This is a genomic window from Ochrobactrum sp. PL_is483 (assembly GCF_055816855.1).
On the sequence record NZ_JBVPGS010000040.1, the window covers coordinates 143,288 to 160,091 of the forward strand.

Here is a 16,804-nt window from a genome sequence, read left to right on the forward strand (position 1 = left end):
GCGATCAATGCATTGCCGGTAATTGAGGGGTTTTCGATGCGTCATCGCAACGTCGGCTTATGCGCACTTCATTGCCTGTCCAGTACGGCACTGATTTCTATGGGCGCGGCCTTGTTGTCCAGTACTCCTTCCGCAGCATGCTCTTTATCGCCAACGCTTGGCGACGACACATTCATCTGTGACAGCGGTGCGTCGTCCGGCGGTCTTACCGATCTCAACGGCAACAACACGTTGCTTCTGCCTTCGGGTGGAACGGGTATCATAAACGGGAGTGTTTTGTTTGGCTCCGGCGCGGATCACGTGGAAATCCATTCCGGCTCGATCGTTGGGGATGTCCTTCAGGGCGACGGGCCCAACAGTTTCCTTATTACGGGCGGAAATGTTACGGGCGACGTTCATCAGGGAAGCAATATTGACGAATTCCGGATGACGGGTGGCGAGATTCGCTCGCTTTATCAGGGCGACGGCTATGACCGTTTCTACATGACAGGCGGACATATCATCGATGCTTTCGAAGACGGTGACTATGCTGTCATGACTGATGGTCGGATCGGGCGGGTCAATCTCAAGCTCGACAACAACTATTTCAATATGTCGGGCGGAACAATTGACCGTAACCTGGTCGCCGGGCTTGGAAACGATACGATTATTGTTTCAGGCGGCATGATTGGCGGCAATATAAGCATTAGCAGCGGAACCGACAGCGTAACCATGACGGGCGGCACGGTTGCAGGCGACGTTTTGCTCGGCTTTGGTGATGACCAACTTTCTTGGGACGGCGGTGGCATAATCCAAGGAAAGATCGACCTCGGCCCCGATAACGATACTGCTGTCCTCGCCAATCTGACGGATGCCAATATAGGTGTGACCAAGCAGCTTACCGGAGGTGAGGGAAGCGATGTCCTTACATTCAATAACGTAAAAACCGGGAAAGTTGCGCGTTTCGATAGCTGGGAGACGATTAACCTCACCAATGACACGGCTCTTGTTTTCGACGATGCGTTCACACTCGGAGACGCCGGAACAGGAACGGGCGCGCTCAACATCGATGCTTCAAGCACAGTGTACGGAGGTGCTGCCAACAGCGGCGTGAACCCATTTGCTTCAGATCAGCTGGTAAGCGTTTTCAATGCGGGACGAATTGATCTGACCAACGGTGAATCGAGTGCCGTCGATACATTTACGATCAAGGGCAATTATGTCGGGCAGAACGGTGTTCTGTCTATTGATACCATTCTCGGGTCCGATAATTCCCCGTCAGATAAACTCGTGATCGATACAGGCACTGCGTCAGGCAGCACCAGTGTTTCAGTCACGAATGTTGGCGGGACAGGCGCTGCAACGAATGCGGACGGCATTATGGTCGTGCAAGCATTGAATGGCGCCTCCACCAGCCAGAACGCGTTCTCGCTGAATGGCCGTGCCGCGGCCGGTGCCTACGAATACTTCCTGTTCAAGGGCGGCGTAACGGCAAATACAAGCGAAAACTGGTATCTGCGGTCCACCTTGGTGCCAGGGAGCGGCCCGCCTCCTGTGCCGGGTGACAATCCCGGCGCGCCAGAAATACCTCAGCCGGGTGCGACACCGGTTCAGGGCGACGTGGTCCCGCTTTATCGCACGGAAGTTCCCGTTTATTCGGCTTTGCCACCCGTCGCGCATCATCTCGTGCTTTCAACTTTGGGTACCTTTCATGAGCGCCGCGGCGAACAGGAGCTGCTTGAGGCGGATGGATATTTGCCTGCTAGTTGGGCCCGGACTTTCGGGCAGGATATCGACAGTAAATGGCGGGGTACGGTTGCCCCAGGGGTCGATGGAAAGCTCTTTGCTATTCAGGCCGGACAAGATATTCTGGGTCGGGAAACGAGCGGCGGACATTTTGACCGTTTCGGCCTGTTTTTCGGTTATGCGCGTGCAAGCGGTGACATTACCGGGCAAGCGCTCGGCTGGCACGATCTCGCTGTCGGCGATCTCAACGTTACGGGTACGAGTTTTGGCGGGTACTGGACTCATATAGGCCCTCGCGGCTGGTATCTGGACACCATATTGATGGGAACCTGGTTTGGCGGGGATGCGAGCTCAAATGAGGGGCAGACCATCGATCTCGACGGGCATGGCATTACCGCTTCGCTTGAAGGAGGATATCCAATTGCCTTGAGCGAAAGCTGGACATTGGAGCCTCAGGCGCAACTGATTTGGCAGCACCTTTCGCTTGACGATCAGGCTGATCGCTATTCGTCGATATCATTTGATACTGACGATGCTTGGACGGGCCGGATCGGGTTCAGGCTGCAAGGCAAGCAGGAAACATCGATCGGAAAGCTGCGGCCCTATTTGAAAGCCAATCTTTGGCAAAATTTCTCGTCGGACCAGACAGTGCGTTTTGCCACCGATCCGATTGTAACCGACCTCAAGGGCACTTCGTTGGAACTGGGTGGCGGCATAACCTTGGATTTCACCGAAAAGGCTAGCCTGTTTGCGACAGCGGATTATACGACCAATCTCGGTGGCGAGCGCAACCGAATATGGGAAGGCAATCTGGGACTGAATATAAAATGGTAAAAACAATGGCGACCGGGATTGATCGCCGGATTTTAGAGGAGGGAACAACACTAATGGGTAGACGCGCATACGAAAAGCTCGCGAGAATCTGTGCATCCCTGAACACATCCGAGCAGGAGCTGGCTCACTCTCTCGGTATTTCGCGAGTTGCCCTAAAGGCCATTGATCGGACTGACGCGCCTCTATATCTACGTCTGGCGCTAGCCGCTTTGGTATCGGAAATGAATCCGGATGAAGTGCTGAACTCCAAACGCGGCAGTTCGGAAACGGAAAGACCGCTTCACCTCCTGTCGGCAAGATAATCGTTAAAAGTCACAGGTTTTTACAGGTGTCGTTGTGACAAAATCTTTCGCCATGCTGCTCTTTATTGGGTTGTTTTGTTATCCGCAACTGGCTGCCGCATCCTGCGTGCGCGCAGCCGGTGCCGCGGATTTGATGACGCAACGCCAGCTTTCTGCCCTGCGCGCGATGGAACGCAGCCGTGGCTGCAAGGGAGGCGATGAACGCGGAGGGTTCTTCAACCCATGCCGTGATCTTGCCCAACAGATTGCTGAAATCCAGCGGCGGCTCCCATCAAGGTCGCTTTCTTCTCAGTCATGTACGGAACAGCCGGCGGCACGGCAGGCAACGAAAGTCAAACTGGATCGTCCCAAAACTTCATCGCCCGCCACGAACAGCAAGCCATGGGTTCCGAATGGCGTGAAGGGCGCATTAACGTACTGCGTGCGCTTGTCAGACGGCTATCTGTTTCCGGCCCCGCATTCGCAGTTTCAAAAATCCGATAATATTGCAGAAACAATGGCGCAATGCCGTTTCATCTGCCAGGGCGAAAATGTCGATCTCTATATTTTGAACGATCCGAACGGCGAAACCTCGGAAATGATCTCCGTTTCCAGCGGCAAGCCCTACGTCGAGCTGCCAACGGCCTACAATTATCAAGGCGATCTGGAATTCAAAAGGTGTGACTGGGCTGGTTATGTCAACAAGGTCAGTGAACTGCGTGCAAGCAGCACAGCTGGCCGCGCCTTCAAAAATGTCGTCGTGCCCATGCCTGACAAACGCCCGGCGCGCAATGACGAGCCCGATGTGTCCGCAACGTCTTTTGCTCCTATAAGCGACCGTAATGTGCGCATTGTGGGGCCGGCCTTTATGTTCGACGAAGACGCGGGTCATGTGGAGGCTTCCACGTACTGATCGCCAGCAGGCTATCTTCTGAAGGTCAATTTGAATGAGACGTGTCGCGATTGAGACTGAGCGGTGCGTTTTCTGTCTGTAACCTCCTCCAAGCGGGCATCTTTTAATCCAAGCCCGGAAACTATCGATCATTGCATTGTTTGAAATCTGTCAGTGTTGTTCGACCTGGAGGAGGTAGACATGAGCAGGAACCGTGGCGTCGTTTATTTGCGACCCGGCGCAGTCGAAGTTCGCGATATTGAAGATCCAGCATTGGCGGCACCGGACGGGCGAAAACTGGAACACGCCGTCATATTGAAGGTAATTTCTACCAATATTTGTGGTTCCGATCAGCATATGGTTCGTGGGCGCACCACTGCCATGCCGGGTCTCGTACTCGGCCATGAAATTACCGGTGAAATCATCGAAAAGGGCAGCGATGTCGAAATGCTCGACGTCGGCGACATCGTTTCGGTGCCGTTCAACGTCGCTTGCGGACGTTGCCGCTGCTGCAAGTCACAGGACACAGGCGTTTGCCTGACAGTCAATCCGTCGCGCGCAGGCGGTGCATATGGATATGTCGATATGGGTGGCTGGATTGGCGGGCAGGCCCGTTATGTCATGGTTCCCTATGCGGATTTCAATTTGCTGAAATTTCCCGATCGCGAACAGGCAATGGAGAAAATCCGCGACCTGACCATGCTTTCCGACATTTTGCCGACCGGCTTTCACGGTGCGGTCAAGGCTGGCGTCGGTGTTGGCTCGGTGGTGTATGTCGCGGGGGCAGGGCCGGTGGGGCTGGCCGCTGCCGCATCTGCGCGCATCCTCGGTGCGGCAGTTGTCATGATCGGTGATTTCAATAAGGAGCGCCTCGATCATGCGCGCAAGGTAGGCTTTGAACCCATTGATCTTTCGGCCAGCGATAGGCTCGGCGACATGATTGCAGAGGTCACAGGCAGCAACGAAGTCGACAGCGCCATCGATGCGGTCGGATTTGAGGCGCGCGGTCACAGCGGCGGCGAGCAACCGGCAATCGTATTGAACCAGATGATGGAGATAACGCGCCCTGCCGGGGCGATCGGTATTCCCGGCCTATACGTCACGGAAGATCCGGGCGCGGTTGATAAAGCAGCCAAACATGGAAGCCTGTCACTTCGCTTCGGGCTGGGCTGGGCGAAGGCGCAATCGTTCCATACCGGCCAGACGCCGGTCCTGAAGTATAATCGCCAATTGATGCAGGCTATCCTCCATGGACGTCTGAATATTGCGGAAATAGTCAACGCGCAGGTCATCTCGCTTGAGGATGCTCCAAAGGGCTATGAGAGTTTTGATCATGGCGCCGCGAAGAAATTCGTTCTCGATCCGCACGGGCTTGTGAGCAAGGCAGCCTGATTCAAGTCCGTATCGAAATATATGAAAGGGTGTCTCAACAGACGCCCTTTCTATTGGCTTGGAATCTGTAACGTTTCAGCTTATCTTTCTCATGTACGACTTGGTAAATTTCGTCAGAAATTTAGGCAAAGAATTCTTTTCTCCATAAAGAAAGTGCTGGCTAAAAAAGCTACGCATATTCAACATATTAAATATGGGGCCAGATAGAAACCGGGGAGAACGAAATAGGGGCTTGCAAGTAAGGATGTTTAGAATACCATTACCTGTAACGTTTCAGATTTGGGAGGATATGGAATGCGGAATGGAATATCCAAGGTTCTCATTGCATCGACTTGCCTGGCTGTGACGACGTTAACGGCGGCGGGTCCAGCCTCAGCGGCCAATCTGGAAGTTACGCATTGGTGGACGTCTGGCGGGGAAGCTGCAGCTGTCAAGATTTTGGCTGAAAAGTTCGATGCGCTTGGCGGCGACAAATGGGTTGATGGCGCCATTGCCGGTAGCGGCGCCACCGCGCGCCCCATCATCATCAGCCGTATTCTCGGCGGTAATCCCATGGGGGCAACCCAGCTCAATCACGGACGGCAAGCCGAGGAGTTGATCCGGGGCGGCTTGATGACGGACCTGACCGAACTTGCAGAGAAGGAGGGGTGGGCTGACTTTATTCGTCCGAAAAGTCTTCTTGAATCCTGTACTTTTGAAGGACGCCTCTATTGTGTGCCAGTGAACATTCATTCCACCGAATGGTTGTGGGTCAATCCGAAAGTGTTCCGCGATGCCGGAATTGAGCCCCCGAAAAACTGGAATGAGCTCATTACCGCAGCCCCAAAATTGAGGGAAAAGAACATCGTGCCGCTGGCAACCGGGGATGGCTGGCAGGTGAACGGCTTATTGACCATTCTGACAATCGCAGTTGGAGGTAAAGAACTCCATTTGAAGGTCAATAGGGACAAGGACGCCGAAGCAGTGCGCGGTCCGGAAATGAGAAAGGTCTTCGAAGCTTTCGCCAAGGCGCGCTCGCTGGCCGACCCCGGCTATGTCGGTCGTTCATGGAATGAGGCAACCAATATGGTGCTGACTGGACGTGCTGGTGCTCAGATCATGGGTGATTGGGCACAGAGCGAGTTCGGCATGGCCGGTAAGGTTGCGGGCAAGGATTATAACTGTCTGCCTGGTCTTGGTCTCCGGACGAATTTGAGTACTGGCGGCGATGCAATCTATTTTCCGAAGAACAAGGACCCGGAAGTTACGAAAGCGCAGATGAAGCTGGCCAGCATGCTTGTCTCCAAGGACACGCAGGTTGCCTTCAATCTTGCCAAAGGTTCTCTGCCGATCCGTGGCGATGTCGATCTGGAGGCAGCCTCACCTTGCATGCGTGCAGGCATCGATATCTTGAAGAACCCGGACAATATCGTTCCGTCCGGTGAGCAGTTGCGCGCACCGGATACTCAGGGACAGATCGAAAGTCTGGCAGTCGAGTTTTTCTCCAATCCCGACATGACAGTGGACGAAATTCAGGAGCGCTTTGCGGAGATCATTGAGCAGGCACAGTAGTGACACTCAAGTTCCGAGCGGTCGATGGGAACTGCGCGCGGGACTTCCCGAAAATTGGGATTGGAAGGATAGCAATGGCAGTCATGGAAGAGGGCAAACGTCGAAGGCCCCCCGGCATATTCCGAAATCTGAACGCGAAGCTTGCGGCACTTCCGATGATCGCGGTGGTTCTCGTGGTCTTTATCGGCTGTACGCTCTGGACAGTCCTTTATTCGTTCACATCTTCAAAGTCGCTGCCGACATGGAACTTTGTGGGCTTTGACCAATACATACGGCTGTTTTCTGCAACCCGCTGGCATGTGTCCATCAGTAACCTTGCGATTTATGGTGCCTTATGCATGAGCTTTGCGCTCATGATCGGATTTGTTCTTGCGGCACTGATGGACCAGAAAATCCGCTTCGAAAACACGTTTCGCACGATCTTTCTATATCCTTATGCCCTTTCGTTTATCGTGACGGGTCTTGTCTGGCAGTGGATATTCAATCCCCAACTCGGGCTGGAGAAAGTAATTCGCGATATCGGATTCGAAAATTTCCATATGGCGATCCTGTCGAGCCGCACCTCTGTCATTTATGCGATTGTCATTGCCGGGCTTTGGCAGATGACAGGGCTTGTCATGGTTCTGATGTTGGCGGGACTGCGTAGTGTCGATGAGGAAATCTGGAAGGCCGCGCGGGTAGACGGCATCCCGAAATGGAAAACCTATCTGTTCATCATCCTGCCGATGATGCGTCCCGTTCTTGTGACGACCGTGGTGTTGATCGCGACGGGCATCGTCAAACTCTATGACCTGGTTGTCGCCATGACCAATGGCGGTCCCGGCATCGCATCGGAAGTACCGGCAAAATATGTCTACGACTTCATGTTCGGCTGGGCCAATCTGGGGCAGGGACTTGCCGCTTCCACAGTCATGCTGACTACCGTTTTGATCATCCTCGTTCCGTGGACGATGCTTGGGTTTAGCCGGAGGAAAGCAGGATGACGGAAGCTGTTGTGAACGGGAAAATGCCGAATGTAACCGAGGCTTTAGCCACCCAACCACATTTGGCACGAAAACAGGCATCACAGCCTTGGGGTCGCAAGCCGAAACGGCGCTTCGCGCCTGCCACCATCATGCTTTACAGCATCCTGTTTGTTTCTGCTGTCTACTACCTGCTGCCGCTTTATGTGATGGTTATCACATCCCTGAAGGGCATGCCTGAAATCCGGCTAGGCAACGTCTTTGCGCCGCCGGTCGAAATAACATTCGAACCATGGGTCAAGGCCTGGAGCCAGGCATGCACCGGCCTTTATTGTGAAGGGCTCAGCGCAGGATTCTGGAATTCGGTAAAGATCACTGTTCCAAGTGTGATCGTTTCCATTGCGATAGCATCGGTCAATGGCTATGCGCTGGCAAACTGGAAGTTCAAGGGATCGGAAATCTTCTTCGCGGCCCTGCTGTTCGGCGCCTTCATTCCGTATCAGGTCATGCTCTACCCGCTCGTTATCATCACACGGGAGCTGGGAATTTTCGGCACTCTGACCGGAGTTGTCTTTATTCATACCATTTTCGGCATGCCCATCCTGACGCTGCTATTTCGCAATTATTTTGCCGGTTTGCCGCCGGAATTATTCAAGGCGGCTCGCGTGGACGGTGCCGGATTCTGGCGAATTTTCTTTCAAATCATGCTGCCGATGTCGCTGCCGATTTTCGTTGTCGCGATCATTTTGCAGGTAACCGGTATCTGGAACGACTTTCTGTTCGGCGTGGTCTTTGCCGGAACGCAGAATTTTCCGATGACCGTGCAGCTGAATAACATCGTCAATTCCATGCAAGGCGTGAAGGAATACAATGTCAATATGGCCGCAACTATTCTGACCGGTGCCGTGCCATTGCTCGTTTACTTCCTCTCCGGCCGTTATTTTGTTCGCGGTATCGCCGCGGGCGCAGTGAAGGGATGAGTTCATGAATTCAAGCGTTTCCATCCAGGACCTGTCACTCGCTTTCGGCTCGGTCAATGTGCTGCAAAATCTCAATCTGGAAATCGGGGAGGGTGAGTTTCTCGTGCTTCTCGGGCCTTCCGGCTGCGGAAAATCCACGCTGCTCAATTGTGTGGCGGGGCTTCTCGATATTTCCGAAGGCAGCATCTTCATCAAGGGGCGCAATGTTACCTGGGATGAACCAAAGGATCGCGGCGTGGGCATGGTGTTTCAATCATACGCGCTCTATCCGCAAATGACCGTCGAAAAGAACCTTTCTTTCGGGTTGCGCGTCGCCGGTCTGCCAAAAGGTGAGATCGACAAACGCATCAAGCGTGCTGCCGAAATTCTCCAGATCGAATCCCTGCTGCAACGCAAACCTTCGGCATTGTCTGGCGGTCAGCGTCAGCGCGTTGCAATCGGCCGTGCATTGGTGCGCGATGTGGATGTGTTTCTGTTCGATGAGCCGCTTTCCAATCTTGATGCAAAACTGCGTTCGGAGCTGCGGGTCGAGATCAAACGCCTTCATCAAAAGCTCGGTAACACAATGATCTATGTTACCCACGACCAGATTGAAGCCCTGACGCTGGCGGATCGCATTGCCGTGATGAAAGGTGGCGTGGTCCAGCAACTGGCCGACCCGATAACAATCTACAACCGCCCGAAGAACCGGTTTGTCGCAGGGTTTCTGGGTTCGCCATCGATGAATTTCTTCTCCGGTGAAATTGCCGCCACAGAGGGAAAGCCGGCATTCCACATCGGGCAGACGGTCGTAGGGCTGGAGGGGTATGACGGCGCACCAAAGCAGGGACAGAAGGCCACGCTCGGCATTCGTCCGGAGCATGTCAGGCTTAACGCGGAGGACGGCTTTGAAGCCATCGTTGATCTGGATGAGCCTATGGGCGCCGACAGTTTGGTTTGGCTTCGCCTGAACGGGCACCCGCTATCCGCGAGAGTGGAGGGCGGTAAACGCTACCGGGCGGGCGAGAAGGTCAGGATCGACTTTAAACCCGATGCCCTGTCGCTTTTCGATGCCCAAACAGAGGAGAGACTCTAGATGAACAGCGAAAAACGCGTCCCATAAGGGCCGTCGACCAGAGACGAAACAATTGGCTTTCAGTTGCCGGTCCGAAGGCAGTTTCGGACCGCCGGGATAATTTGTCTGGAAAAAAGCCCGACACAATTCGGGATAGATTTCAAGGATGAGGACAATGAACGGATATTCCTACCAACTTTACAGCTCCCGCAATTTCCAGCCGCTGGAGCGTACACTGACGATGTTGCGTGACCTCGGCTACCGCCGGGTAGAAGGATATGGAGCGATTTATGGCGATCCCGTTCAATTAAAGAAGGAACTCGACGAACTTGGGCTTGCCATGCCTACCGGCCACTTTGGTCTGGATATGCTGGAAAATGAAGTGGCCCGCGTTTTGGAGATTGCCAAGATCGCCGATATGAAGGCGATCTTCTGTCCTTATCTCGATGCAGATCGCCGCCCGGATAGCGTAGCTGGCTGGCAGGAGTTCGGCAGACGTGTGGCGGCAGCTGGCGAGCCTTATCGCAATGAAGGTTATGCGTTTGGCTGGCACAACCACGATTTTGAATTCGAGCCTTTGGCCGACGGTTCCGTGCCGCAAGAACACATTCTCAATGCTTCACCTGATCTGGCCTGGGAGGCTGATATTGCGTGGATCGCCAAAGCCGGTGCCGATCCGTTTGAATGGATCGAGCGTTATGGAGATCGGATACTTGCAGTTCATGTGAAGGACATCGCGGTGAATGGTGAAAAAGCCGACGAAGACGGTTGGGAAGATGTTGGTCACGGGACCGTCGACTGGGCTGCCCTGTTCACGGCTTTGCGCAAGACGCCCGCCCGCTATTTCATCATGGAACACGACAATCCGTCCGACGATAGACGATTTGCGAGGCGTTCCATCGAAACCGTAAGAAACTTCTAAGTTGGAGAACGAGATGACCGGGAGCCTTGGTGTCGGGATTATCGGTTGCGGCAATATATCTGCCGCATATTTGCGGCTGTCACCGATGTTTCGAAACATCGAAATAAGGGCTTGCGCAGATATCAATCTGGCGGCAGCAAATGCGCGCGCAGACGAGTTCGGTGTAAAGGCGCAGACCATCGAAGAACTGCTTCAGAATGATGATATCGATATTGTCGTCAACTTGACAATTCCAGATGCCCACTATGCCGTGACCAAGCAGATACTGGCAGCAGGCAAGCATGCCTATTCGGAAAAGCCTCTGGTTCTTTCGATGGAGCAGGGGCTGGAACTGAAGGCGCTTGCCGATGGTCGTGGTCTCAAGGTCGGATGCGCTCCAGATACGTTTCTCGGCGGCGCACACCAGCTGGCGCGGCGCGAAATCGATAGCGGGCATGTCGGTCGCATCACTTCGGGTACATGCCATGTCATGAGCCACGGGATGGAGCATTGGCATCCAAACCCGGACTTTTTCTTCAAGCACGGCGGCGGTCCCATACTCGATCTCGGCCCTTATTATATTGCCAATCTCGTCAATCTTATCGGGCCTGTGAAGCGGGTCGCCGCATTGACTTCCATGGCGACATCGACGCGGACGATCAGTTCCGAGCCGCGCAGAGGCGAAACCATTCCAGTGGAGACGCCAACGACAATCCACGCGCTGCTCGAATTCGAGCAAGGTGCAACAATCACGCTTTCAGCGAGTTGGGATGTATGGGCGCACCGCCATGCGAACATGGAACTATACGGCACCGAAGGATCGCTCTATCTGCCGGACCCGAATTTTTTCGGCGGGGAAGTCCAGATAGCGAAGCCGGGTGAGCCAGCCGTACCAGTAGAAGACTGGGAACATCCCTTTGGAATCGCCAATGAGCAGCACTTGCAAGGAATGATGGCGAACTATCGGGCGGCGGGACTGGCGGATATGGCAGCCGCCATTTTGGATAGCCGCGACATGCGTTGTTCTTTGGAACGTGCACTGCATGGAGTCGAGGTCATGTTGGCTATTCTCAAATCAGGCGAAGAAAAGCGTTTCATCGACATTGAAACCGGATGCACGCGCCCGGAAGCACTTGATATAGCTGCCGCAGAGGCCTTGCTTAGAGCATTTCCTGCAAAAGTGCGAAGCGGTTTTGCGTAGGATAATACGTAAAAACAAAGAGATAGAGCATATTGACTTGCATCGCTCCTCCCGAGCGATTGGAGGCTGTCTCAATCCTGCGGGATTGGGGTGGCCTCCACCCATTTTAGCCGATTGTCTGTAGGGACTTGATGTCTTTGCCGTTGATCCGGCCCAGGATGGCTTTACCAAGTTGTTGTCCGGCGAGCTTGAAACTTTCCTCAACGACAATCAGCCCCGGGCGAAACCAGTGCAAAATTTCGGTCGACTGTTTGGCGGCTACATCGACTTCATTGCCAATGTTCATTCCGGCATCTTCGATACCCGCAACGAGTGCCAAGGCGGCGGCACTGCCCGAGCAGATGATCCCGTCGGGCCGATCTGCCCTTTTCATCAGTTGAGCAATGTGTAGCCGCAAATCGTCAAGCGGCGTATCGAGATCGACCCCTTCAAGGGGGGATCCATTGCAATGAAAGGTGCGCAGCCCCTCGTAAAATCCACCGACCATATGCCGGTAATAGGTGAGGTGGGCCGGCGGTGTCAGCAGGGCAAGCCGTTTTCGTCCAAGCGCCGTCAGTTTGCCGACCATCTCCAGTGCAAAAGTGAAATTATCAAAGTCGTGATAAGGATGCTCAATGCCCGTATCGGTGCGGCCGTGGGTGGCGAACGGAAAATCATGTTGGGTCAGATAATGGACGCGTTGGTCGTCCGGTTCGGTGCGTGAGAATATAATTCCGTCGGCTGAGCCTGTCTCGACGATATAGCGGATAGGTTCAATCGGTGCCCGTGAATGAAAATAGGGTGTCAGAATGAGATGGTACTGCGTTTCGGCAAGTACATCCGCAACACCATGAATGACCTGGCTGGTGAACCCCATGATTTCATCTTGCGTATTAAGAACCAGCGCAATGACATTTGTTTTGCCGGTTCGCAGGCGTACACCAGCACGATTGGGGCGATAGCCGATCTGCCTCGCGATCAATTGCACACGTTTGCGGGTTTCGGGACCAATTTCAGGCGCGTCCTTCAAGGCGCGTGAAACCGTGGTTACACCCAGACCAGTCATGAATGCGATTGTCTTCAGCGTGGGACGTTCATTTTCGAGGAACGATTTGGCTGGATTTTGCGGCTTGGAAACCGTCGGGCTCCGTTTTTCATTCATGCGCATTTCGTCCGGCGGCGAGGAACGACGTATATGGGCGAACGATAGAAATCGCTTTATCTATCAATAGCTTGTTTTGATGGACTTGTCATCTTCTATGAAACAATATTGCTGACTTCCGATATTATTCTGGACCGGATATTGCGCGCGTAATTTCATGTGCTCGATGGCCAGGACAGTGACTTTCACTAGGGGGAGGGCTTCTCCGTATGTGCTGTTTTAACTGGAATGTCATGGTATTAATTCAGTATAATAAGACAATTTTGGATATGTCATGATGGAGTCGGCAGACGCATGTGGGAACCTATTTTGGAAATGCGCAAGGGCGTCACCAAGCACCGACTTCTGACCGAAAAAATAGTCGATGATATTGAAAAGGGCATTCTTCAACCCTCCATGCGTATGCCGACCCATCGGGATTTGGCTCACAAGCTCGGACTTTCGGTGCAGACGGTCAGCATCAGTTACAAGGAAGCCGAACGGCGTGGTTATTTGCGTGGCGAGGTTGGTCGGGGAACCTATGTCTGCAACCGGGTGACGGAGCGAGCGGACCGGTTCATGCTGGATCGCGATCCTAGCGGAACGGCGGATCTATCGATTATTCGGGCGGTTTATACAGAAGCGCATGAGAATGCTTCGCGTCGCCTGCTCGAAGAAATGAGCCATTCGGACAATGCAAGCTTTATGCGTCCTTGCCGTCCGATAGCGGGATTGGATAGGCATCGCGCTATCGCACGCGATTGGCTGCGCGATCTGTCGGTGGATGTCGATCCGGGCCGGATCATCATCACCAACGGCGCTGCGCATGGGCTGTTTCTCGCGGTTGCTGCTGTCGTTCAGCCGGGGGAAGTCGTGCTCACGGAGAGCCTGACCGACCATGGCATCATAGGTCTTGCCAATGTGCTCGGATTTACTCTGCGTGGGCTTCCGATTGATGAACAGGGCATTCTACCCGATGCTTTTGAAACCGCCTGCAAGGCTGGTGACGTCCGTGCGCTTGTGATGATCCCGACACTGGGCAATCCGACCAGCCATCTGATGGGCGCAGGGCGTCGCATCGCCATCGCGGAAATCGCGCGGCGCTACGATGTCTGTGTTATCGAGGATGAGGTTTATAAACCCATCCTTGAAGATAAATTACCCTCGATGCCGGAGCTGCTGCCCGACCTAGGCTTCTTTGTTACAAGTTTCACCAAGACGGTGATGACTGGCTTGCGTACGGGCTATCTCGTTGTCCCGACGCAATATTCCATCCGGGTTACATCCATTCTGCGCGTTACAAGCTGGAGCGGCGTTAATCTCATGGGTGAGATGGCCAGCCGCTGGATCGAGGATGGCACGGCGGCGGAATTGATTAAAATCCAGCGCAGCGAGCTGCGATCCCGGCAGGCGCAAGTAACCGATATCCTGGGTTCGAATGTGGCTGGCAGCAATCCGTTATCGCTCTGCGCCTGGCTGAAAATTCCTCGCAACTGGTCTGAGGATGGGCTGGTGCGCGCACTTGCCAGCAAAGGTGTTGCGGTCACGCCATCGGACCCATTTGTGGCCGGTGCCGACCGTGGAGGCGGCGGCATTCGCATCTGCCTAGGGGGAAGGCTTTCTCGCTCGGCTTTGCAGACGGCACTTGAGACCATCCGTGAGACCTTTGCGCAATTGCCGCCTGTTTACGATGTGGGATCGATCGCCTAGTTCAGCAGAAAAATACACCAACGCCGAACCGTAAGTTAATTCGTCACTCCAGCCTAGAGCACTGATTGCAGGAACTCTTTGGTGCGCGCCTCGCTTGGGGCCTGAAATATCTGTTCCGGCGTACCTTGTTCGCAAATGCGTCCCTTATCGAAGAAGCAAACGCGGTCGGATACTTCCCGGGCAAATCGCATTTCATGCGTGACAAGGAGCATGGTCAGATCGTGCTCCTGTGCCAGACTGCGAATGACGGAAAGCACTTCTCCAACGAGCTGCGGATCAAGCGCGGAGGTGGGCTCGTCAAACAGGAGTACGCGTGGGCGCATGGCAAGCGAGCGGGCGATGGCGACACGTTGCTGCTGGCCACCTGATAGCTGCGAAGGATAATGGTCCTTCTTGTCGGTCAATCCCACGAGAGAGAGCAGGTCGAGTGCGCGGGCTTCCGCTTCGGCGCGCTTCATACCCAGAACGTGAACCGGGGCCTCGATGATGTTGCGCAGCACCGACATGTGTGGAAACAGATTGAAGCTCTGGAACACCATGCCGACATGCGACCTGATCTTGCGCAGATGGGCTTCGCTGGCCTGAAAGTGACCTTTACCGTTCGGCTCGTGATAAGGCATGTCTGCAAGCTCAAGCGTGCCCTCCTGAAACGGCTCCAGCGTCATGAGGATACGAAGAACCGTCGATTTCCCCGAGCCCGAGGGGCCGATAAGGGTGACTTTTTCGCCTGTTCTGACGGAAAAATTGAAGCGATCCAGTACGGTCAGCGCTCCGAAGCGCTTGGTTACGTTCTGAAAGCGGATAATTTCCTGGGTCATTTGAGAGCGATCCCGTTTTTTGGAAGTGTACGTTCGAGCAGGCGTATGAGTGCCGAGCATATCAAGGTCAGGGCGAGGAAAATCAGGCCCACCATCGACAGAGGCACCAGATATTCGAAGGTGCGGTCGCCAATCAGATTGGCAAGGTTCAGCATGTCGACAATGCTGACCACCGACAGCACAGGCGTCTCCTTCAGCATGGAGACGAGGTAATTGCCCATGGCCGGGATGATCCGGGGTATAGCTTGCGGAATGACAATATCGCGATAGGTGCGCCAGGGCGTGAGATTCAGCGCGCGTGCTGCTTCCCATTGTCCGCGCGGGATGGCTTCGATGCCGCCACGATAAACTTCCGACGTATAGGCTGAATATTGAAGACCAAGGGCCAGGGCGCCAGTCAGAAAGGCAGGCAGCACGATGCCGTAAACCGGTAGCACGTAATACAGGAAAAACAGCTGTACCAGCAGCGGCGTATCACGCAGGAATTCCACCACGACTGCCGTTGGCCAGGAGATCATCTTGTATGGGCTGCGGCGCAGAAGCGCAAAAACGAGGCCGAGTACCAGCGCGATTGCAAACCCGGTGGCAGCGGCTTTCAGGGTTACAGTAAGACCAATCGCCAGAATTGGCAGAATGGAAATCGCGAATGAGAGTGTGGATGAGGTGTCCCAGGCGTAACCGTAGATCATGCGAAACCTCCAGCCATGGTCTGGCGTCTCAGACGCCGCTCCAGCCAGCGAATGGCGGCTGCCAGTAAGAGCGCCATTGCGAAATAGCCGAGCAGGGTCAGTGAGTAGATTGTCACGCTGTCCAATGTCAGGTTTCGCAGGCGTTGCGCTTGGAAGGTCAGGTCGCTGATCGCAATGAGCGAAGCAAGGGCGGTGTCCTTGAGATTATGGATGGCAAGATTGCCGAAGGCCGGCATCATTTCGACCACCGCTTGCGGAAGGATGACATGAAACAAGGTATGGCCCCTGCTGAAATTGAGCGCTCGGGCGGCTTCATGTTGCGCTTCCGGCACCGCCTGTAACGCACCGCGAACCACTTCTGCGCCGTAGGCACCGATATTGAATCCAAGGCCCATGATGCCGGTTGTAATCGGATCAAAGGAAATGCCGATCAGTGGCAAGGCGTAGTAGAGCCAGAAAAGCTGCACGAGCAGCGACGTGCCGCGGAATATCTCGATATAGATCACCGCAATCGCGGAAAGGATCGGCCCACCCGCGAACCGGGCAATACCGGCGGAAAATGCCAGTACTGTGCCGATAGCCATCGAACTGAGGGCAAGAATGGCTGTAATTTGCGCTCCCTTGAAAAGGGCGGGAAGATATTCCGTCCAATGCATATGATCGTCTCCCGGTTGAGATGAGACAATGCCCGCCG

The 16,804-nt window shown here is 54.4% G+C and carries 14 protein-coding genes; 10 read left to right on the plus strand and 4 right to left on the minus strand.

Features of this window, described 5'->3' with window-relative positions; all coding sequences use genetic code 11:
* The first annotated feature begins 36 nt into the window (after nucleotides 1–36).
* The 9 genes from AC0TNJ_RS18835 to AC0TNJ_RS18875 all read left to right on the plus strand — a co-directional run bounded on the left by AC0TNJ_RS18835 (nucleotide 37) and on the right by AC0TNJ_RS18875 (nucleotide 11,773).
* Nucleotides 37–2,559, plus strand: coding sequence for an autotransporter family protein (locus AC0TNJ_RS18835; protein WP_473772025.1), 2,523 nt, complete (start codon nucleotides 37–39; stop codon nucleotides 2,557–2,559).
* A gap of 408 nt (nucleotides 2,560–2,967) precedes the next feature.
* On the plus strand, nucleotides 2,968–3,753 hold the full coding sequence (locus tag AC0TNJ_RS18840) for a DUF2865 domain-containing protein (protein WP_473772026.1): 786 nt from the start codon (nucleotides 2,968–2,970) through the stop codon (nucleotides 3,751–3,753).
* Nucleotides 3,754–3,933: 180 nt separating this feature from the next.
* Nucleotides 3,934–5,124 (plus strand): formaldehyde dehydrogenase, glutathione-independent, encoded by a 1,191-nt coding sequence (gene fdhA, locus AC0TNJ_RS18845; RefSeq protein WP_122002460.1) that lies wholly within the window; start codon nucleotides 3,934–3,936, stop codon nucleotides 5,122–5,124.
* A gap of 294 nt (nucleotides 5,125–5,418) precedes the next feature.
* Entirely contained in the window at nucleotides 5,419–6,675 is a 1,257-nt protein-coding gene (locus tag AC0TNJ_RS18850; protein WP_473772027.1) for an ABC transporter substrate-binding protein, read from the plus strand.
* A 74-nt stretch (nucleotides 6,676–6,749) separates the two neighbouring features.
* Nucleotides 6,750–7,658, plus strand: coding sequence for a carbohydrate ABC transporter permease (locus AC0TNJ_RS18855; protein WP_473772028.1), 909 nt, complete (start codon nucleotides 6,750–6,752; stop codon nucleotides 7,656–7,658).
* Between the two features lie 23 nt (nucleotides 7,659–7,681).
* Nucleotides 7,682–8,617 carry a carbohydrate ABC transporter permease gene (locus AC0TNJ_RS18860; RefSeq protein ID WP_473772413.1) on the plus strand — a complete coding sequence of 312 codons (936 nt, stop codon included), beginning with the start codon at nucleotides 7,682–7,684 and terminating at the stop codon, nucleotides 8,615–8,617.
* 4 nt (nucleotides 8,618–8,621) lie between these two features.
* On the plus strand, nucleotides 8,622–9,692 hold the full coding sequence (locus AC0TNJ_RS18865; protein WP_473772029.1) for an ABC transporter ATP-binding protein: 1,071 nt from the start codon (nucleotides 8,622–8,624) through the stop codon (nucleotides 9,690–9,692).
* A 154-nt stretch (nucleotides 9,693–9,846) separates the two neighbouring features.
* Nucleotides 9,847–10,593 carry a sugar phosphate isomerase/epimerase family protein gene (locus AC0TNJ_RS18870; RefSeq protein WP_473769320.1) on the plus strand — a complete coding sequence of 249 codons (747 nt, stop codon included), beginning with the start codon at nucleotides 9,847–9,849 and terminating at the stop codon, nucleotides 10,591–10,593.
* A gap of 13 nt (nucleotides 10,594–10,606) precedes the next feature.
* The gene (locus AC0TNJ_RS18875) at nucleotides 10,607–11,773 is read left to right on the plus strand and encodes a Gfo/Idh/MocA family protein (RefSeq protein WP_473772030.1); all 1,167 of its coding nucleotides are present in this window, start codon (nucleotides 10,607–10,609) and stop codon (nucleotides 11,771–11,773) included.
* 106 nt (nucleotides 11,774–11,879) lie between these two features.
* Here the strand turns inward: AC0TNJ_RS18875 and AC0TNJ_RS18880 are convergent, their stop codons facing one another.
* Nucleotides 11,880–12,914: a LacI family transcriptional regulator gene (locus AC0TNJ_RS18880; RefSeq protein ID WP_473772031.1), complete on the minus strand. Its 1,035-nt coding sequence runs from the start codon at nucleotides 12,912–12,914 to the stop codon at nucleotides 11,880–11,882.
* A gap of 294 nt (nucleotides 12,915–13,208) precedes the next feature.
* Between AC0TNJ_RS18880 and ehuR the strand changes: the two genes are divergently transcribed.
* Entirely contained in the window at nucleotides 13,209–14,603 is a 1,395-nt protein-coding gene (ehuR, locus tag AC0TNJ_RS18885; RefSeq protein ID WP_473772032.1) for a MocR-like ectoine utilization transcription factor EhuR, read from the plus strand.
* 53 nt (nucleotides 14,604–14,656) lie between these two features.
* Here ehuR and ehuA read toward each other — a convergent pair whose 3' ends face one another.
* From ehuA to ehuC, 3 genes are read right to left on the minus strand one after another with little or no spacing between them, the layout of a single operon-like run.
* Nucleotides 14,657–15,421 carry an ectoine/hydroxyectoine ABC transporter ATP-binding protein EhuA gene (gene ehuA / locus AC0TNJ_RS18890; protein WP_473772033.1) on the minus strand — a complete coding sequence of 255 codons (765 nt, stop codon included), beginning with the start codon at nucleotides 15,419–15,421 and terminating at the stop codon, nucleotides 14,657–14,659.
* The gene (ehuD, locus tag AC0TNJ_RS18895) at nucleotides 15,418–16,110 is read right to left on the minus strand and encodes an ectoine/hydroxyectoine ABC transporter permease subunit EhuD (protein ID WP_122002450.1); all 693 of its coding nucleotides are present in this window, start codon (nucleotides 16,108–16,110) and stop codon (nucleotides 15,418–15,420) included. Before ehuD ends, ehuA begins: the two co-directional genes overlap by 4 nt.
* Nucleotides 16,107–16,766 (minus strand): ectoine/hydroxyectoine ABC transporter permease subunit EhuC, encoded by a 660-nt coding sequence (ehuC, locus tag AC0TNJ_RS18900; RefSeq protein WP_473772034.1) that lies wholly within the window; start codon nucleotides 16,764–16,766, stop codon nucleotides 16,107–16,109. Before ehuC ends, ehuD begins: the two co-directional genes overlap by 4 nt.
* Nucleotides 16,767–16,804: the final 38 nt, after the last annotated feature.

Excerpts from the sequence above, each read along its gene's own strand:
- AC0TNJ_RS18835 (WP_473772025.1), top strand. The coding sequence starts at position 37 with ATGCGTCATCGCAACGTCGGCTTATGCGCACTTCATTGCCTGTCCAGT.
- fdhA (WP_122002460.1), top strand. The coding sequence starts at position 3,934 with ATGAGCAGGAACCGTGGCGTCGTTTATTTGCGACCCGGCGCAGTCGAA.
- AC0TNJ_RS18850 (WP_473772027.1), top strand. The coding sequence starts at position 5,419 with ATGCGGAATGGAATATCCAAGGTTCTCATTGCATCGACTTGCCTGGCT.
- AC0TNJ_RS18855 (WP_473772028.1), top strand. The coding sequence starts at position 6,750 with ATGGCAGTCATGGAAGAGGGCAAACGTCGAAGGCCCCCCGGCATATTC.
- AC0TNJ_RS18860 (WP_473772413.1), top strand. The coding sequence starts at position 7,682 with ATGCCGAATGTAACCGAGGCTTTAGCCACCCAACCACATTTGGCACGA.
- AC0TNJ_RS18865 (WP_473772029.1), top strand. The coding sequence starts at position 8,622 with ATGAATTCAAGCGTTTCCATCCAGGACCTGTCACTCGCTTTCGGCTCG.
- AC0TNJ_RS18870 (WP_473769320.1), top strand. The coding sequence starts at position 9,847 with ATGAACGGATATTCCTACCAACTTTACAGCTCCCGCAATTTCCAGCCG.
- AC0TNJ_RS18875 (WP_473772030.1), top strand. The coding sequence starts at position 10,607 with ATGACCGGGAGCCTTGGTGTCGGGATTATCGGTTGCGGCAATATATCT.
- AC0TNJ_RS18880 (WP_473772031.1), bottom strand. The coding sequence starts at position 12,914 with ATGAATGAAAAACGGAGCCCGACGGTTTCCAAGCCGCAAAATCCAGCC.
- ehuR (WP_473772032.1), top strand. The coding sequence starts at position 13,209 with ATGTGGGAACCTATTTTGGAAATGCGCAAGGGCGTCACCAAGCACCGA.
- ehuA (WP_473772033.1), bottom strand. The coding sequence starts at position 15,421 with ATGACCCAGGAAATTATCCGCTTTCAGAACGTAACCAAGCGCTTCGGA.
- ehuD (WP_122002450.1), bottom strand. The coding sequence starts at position 16,110 with ATGATCTACGGTTACGCCTGGGACACCTCATCCACACTCTCATTCGCG.
- ehuC (WP_473772034.1), bottom strand. The coding sequence starts at position 16,766 with ATGCATTGGACGGAATATCTTCCCGCCCTTTTCAAGGGAGCGCAAATT.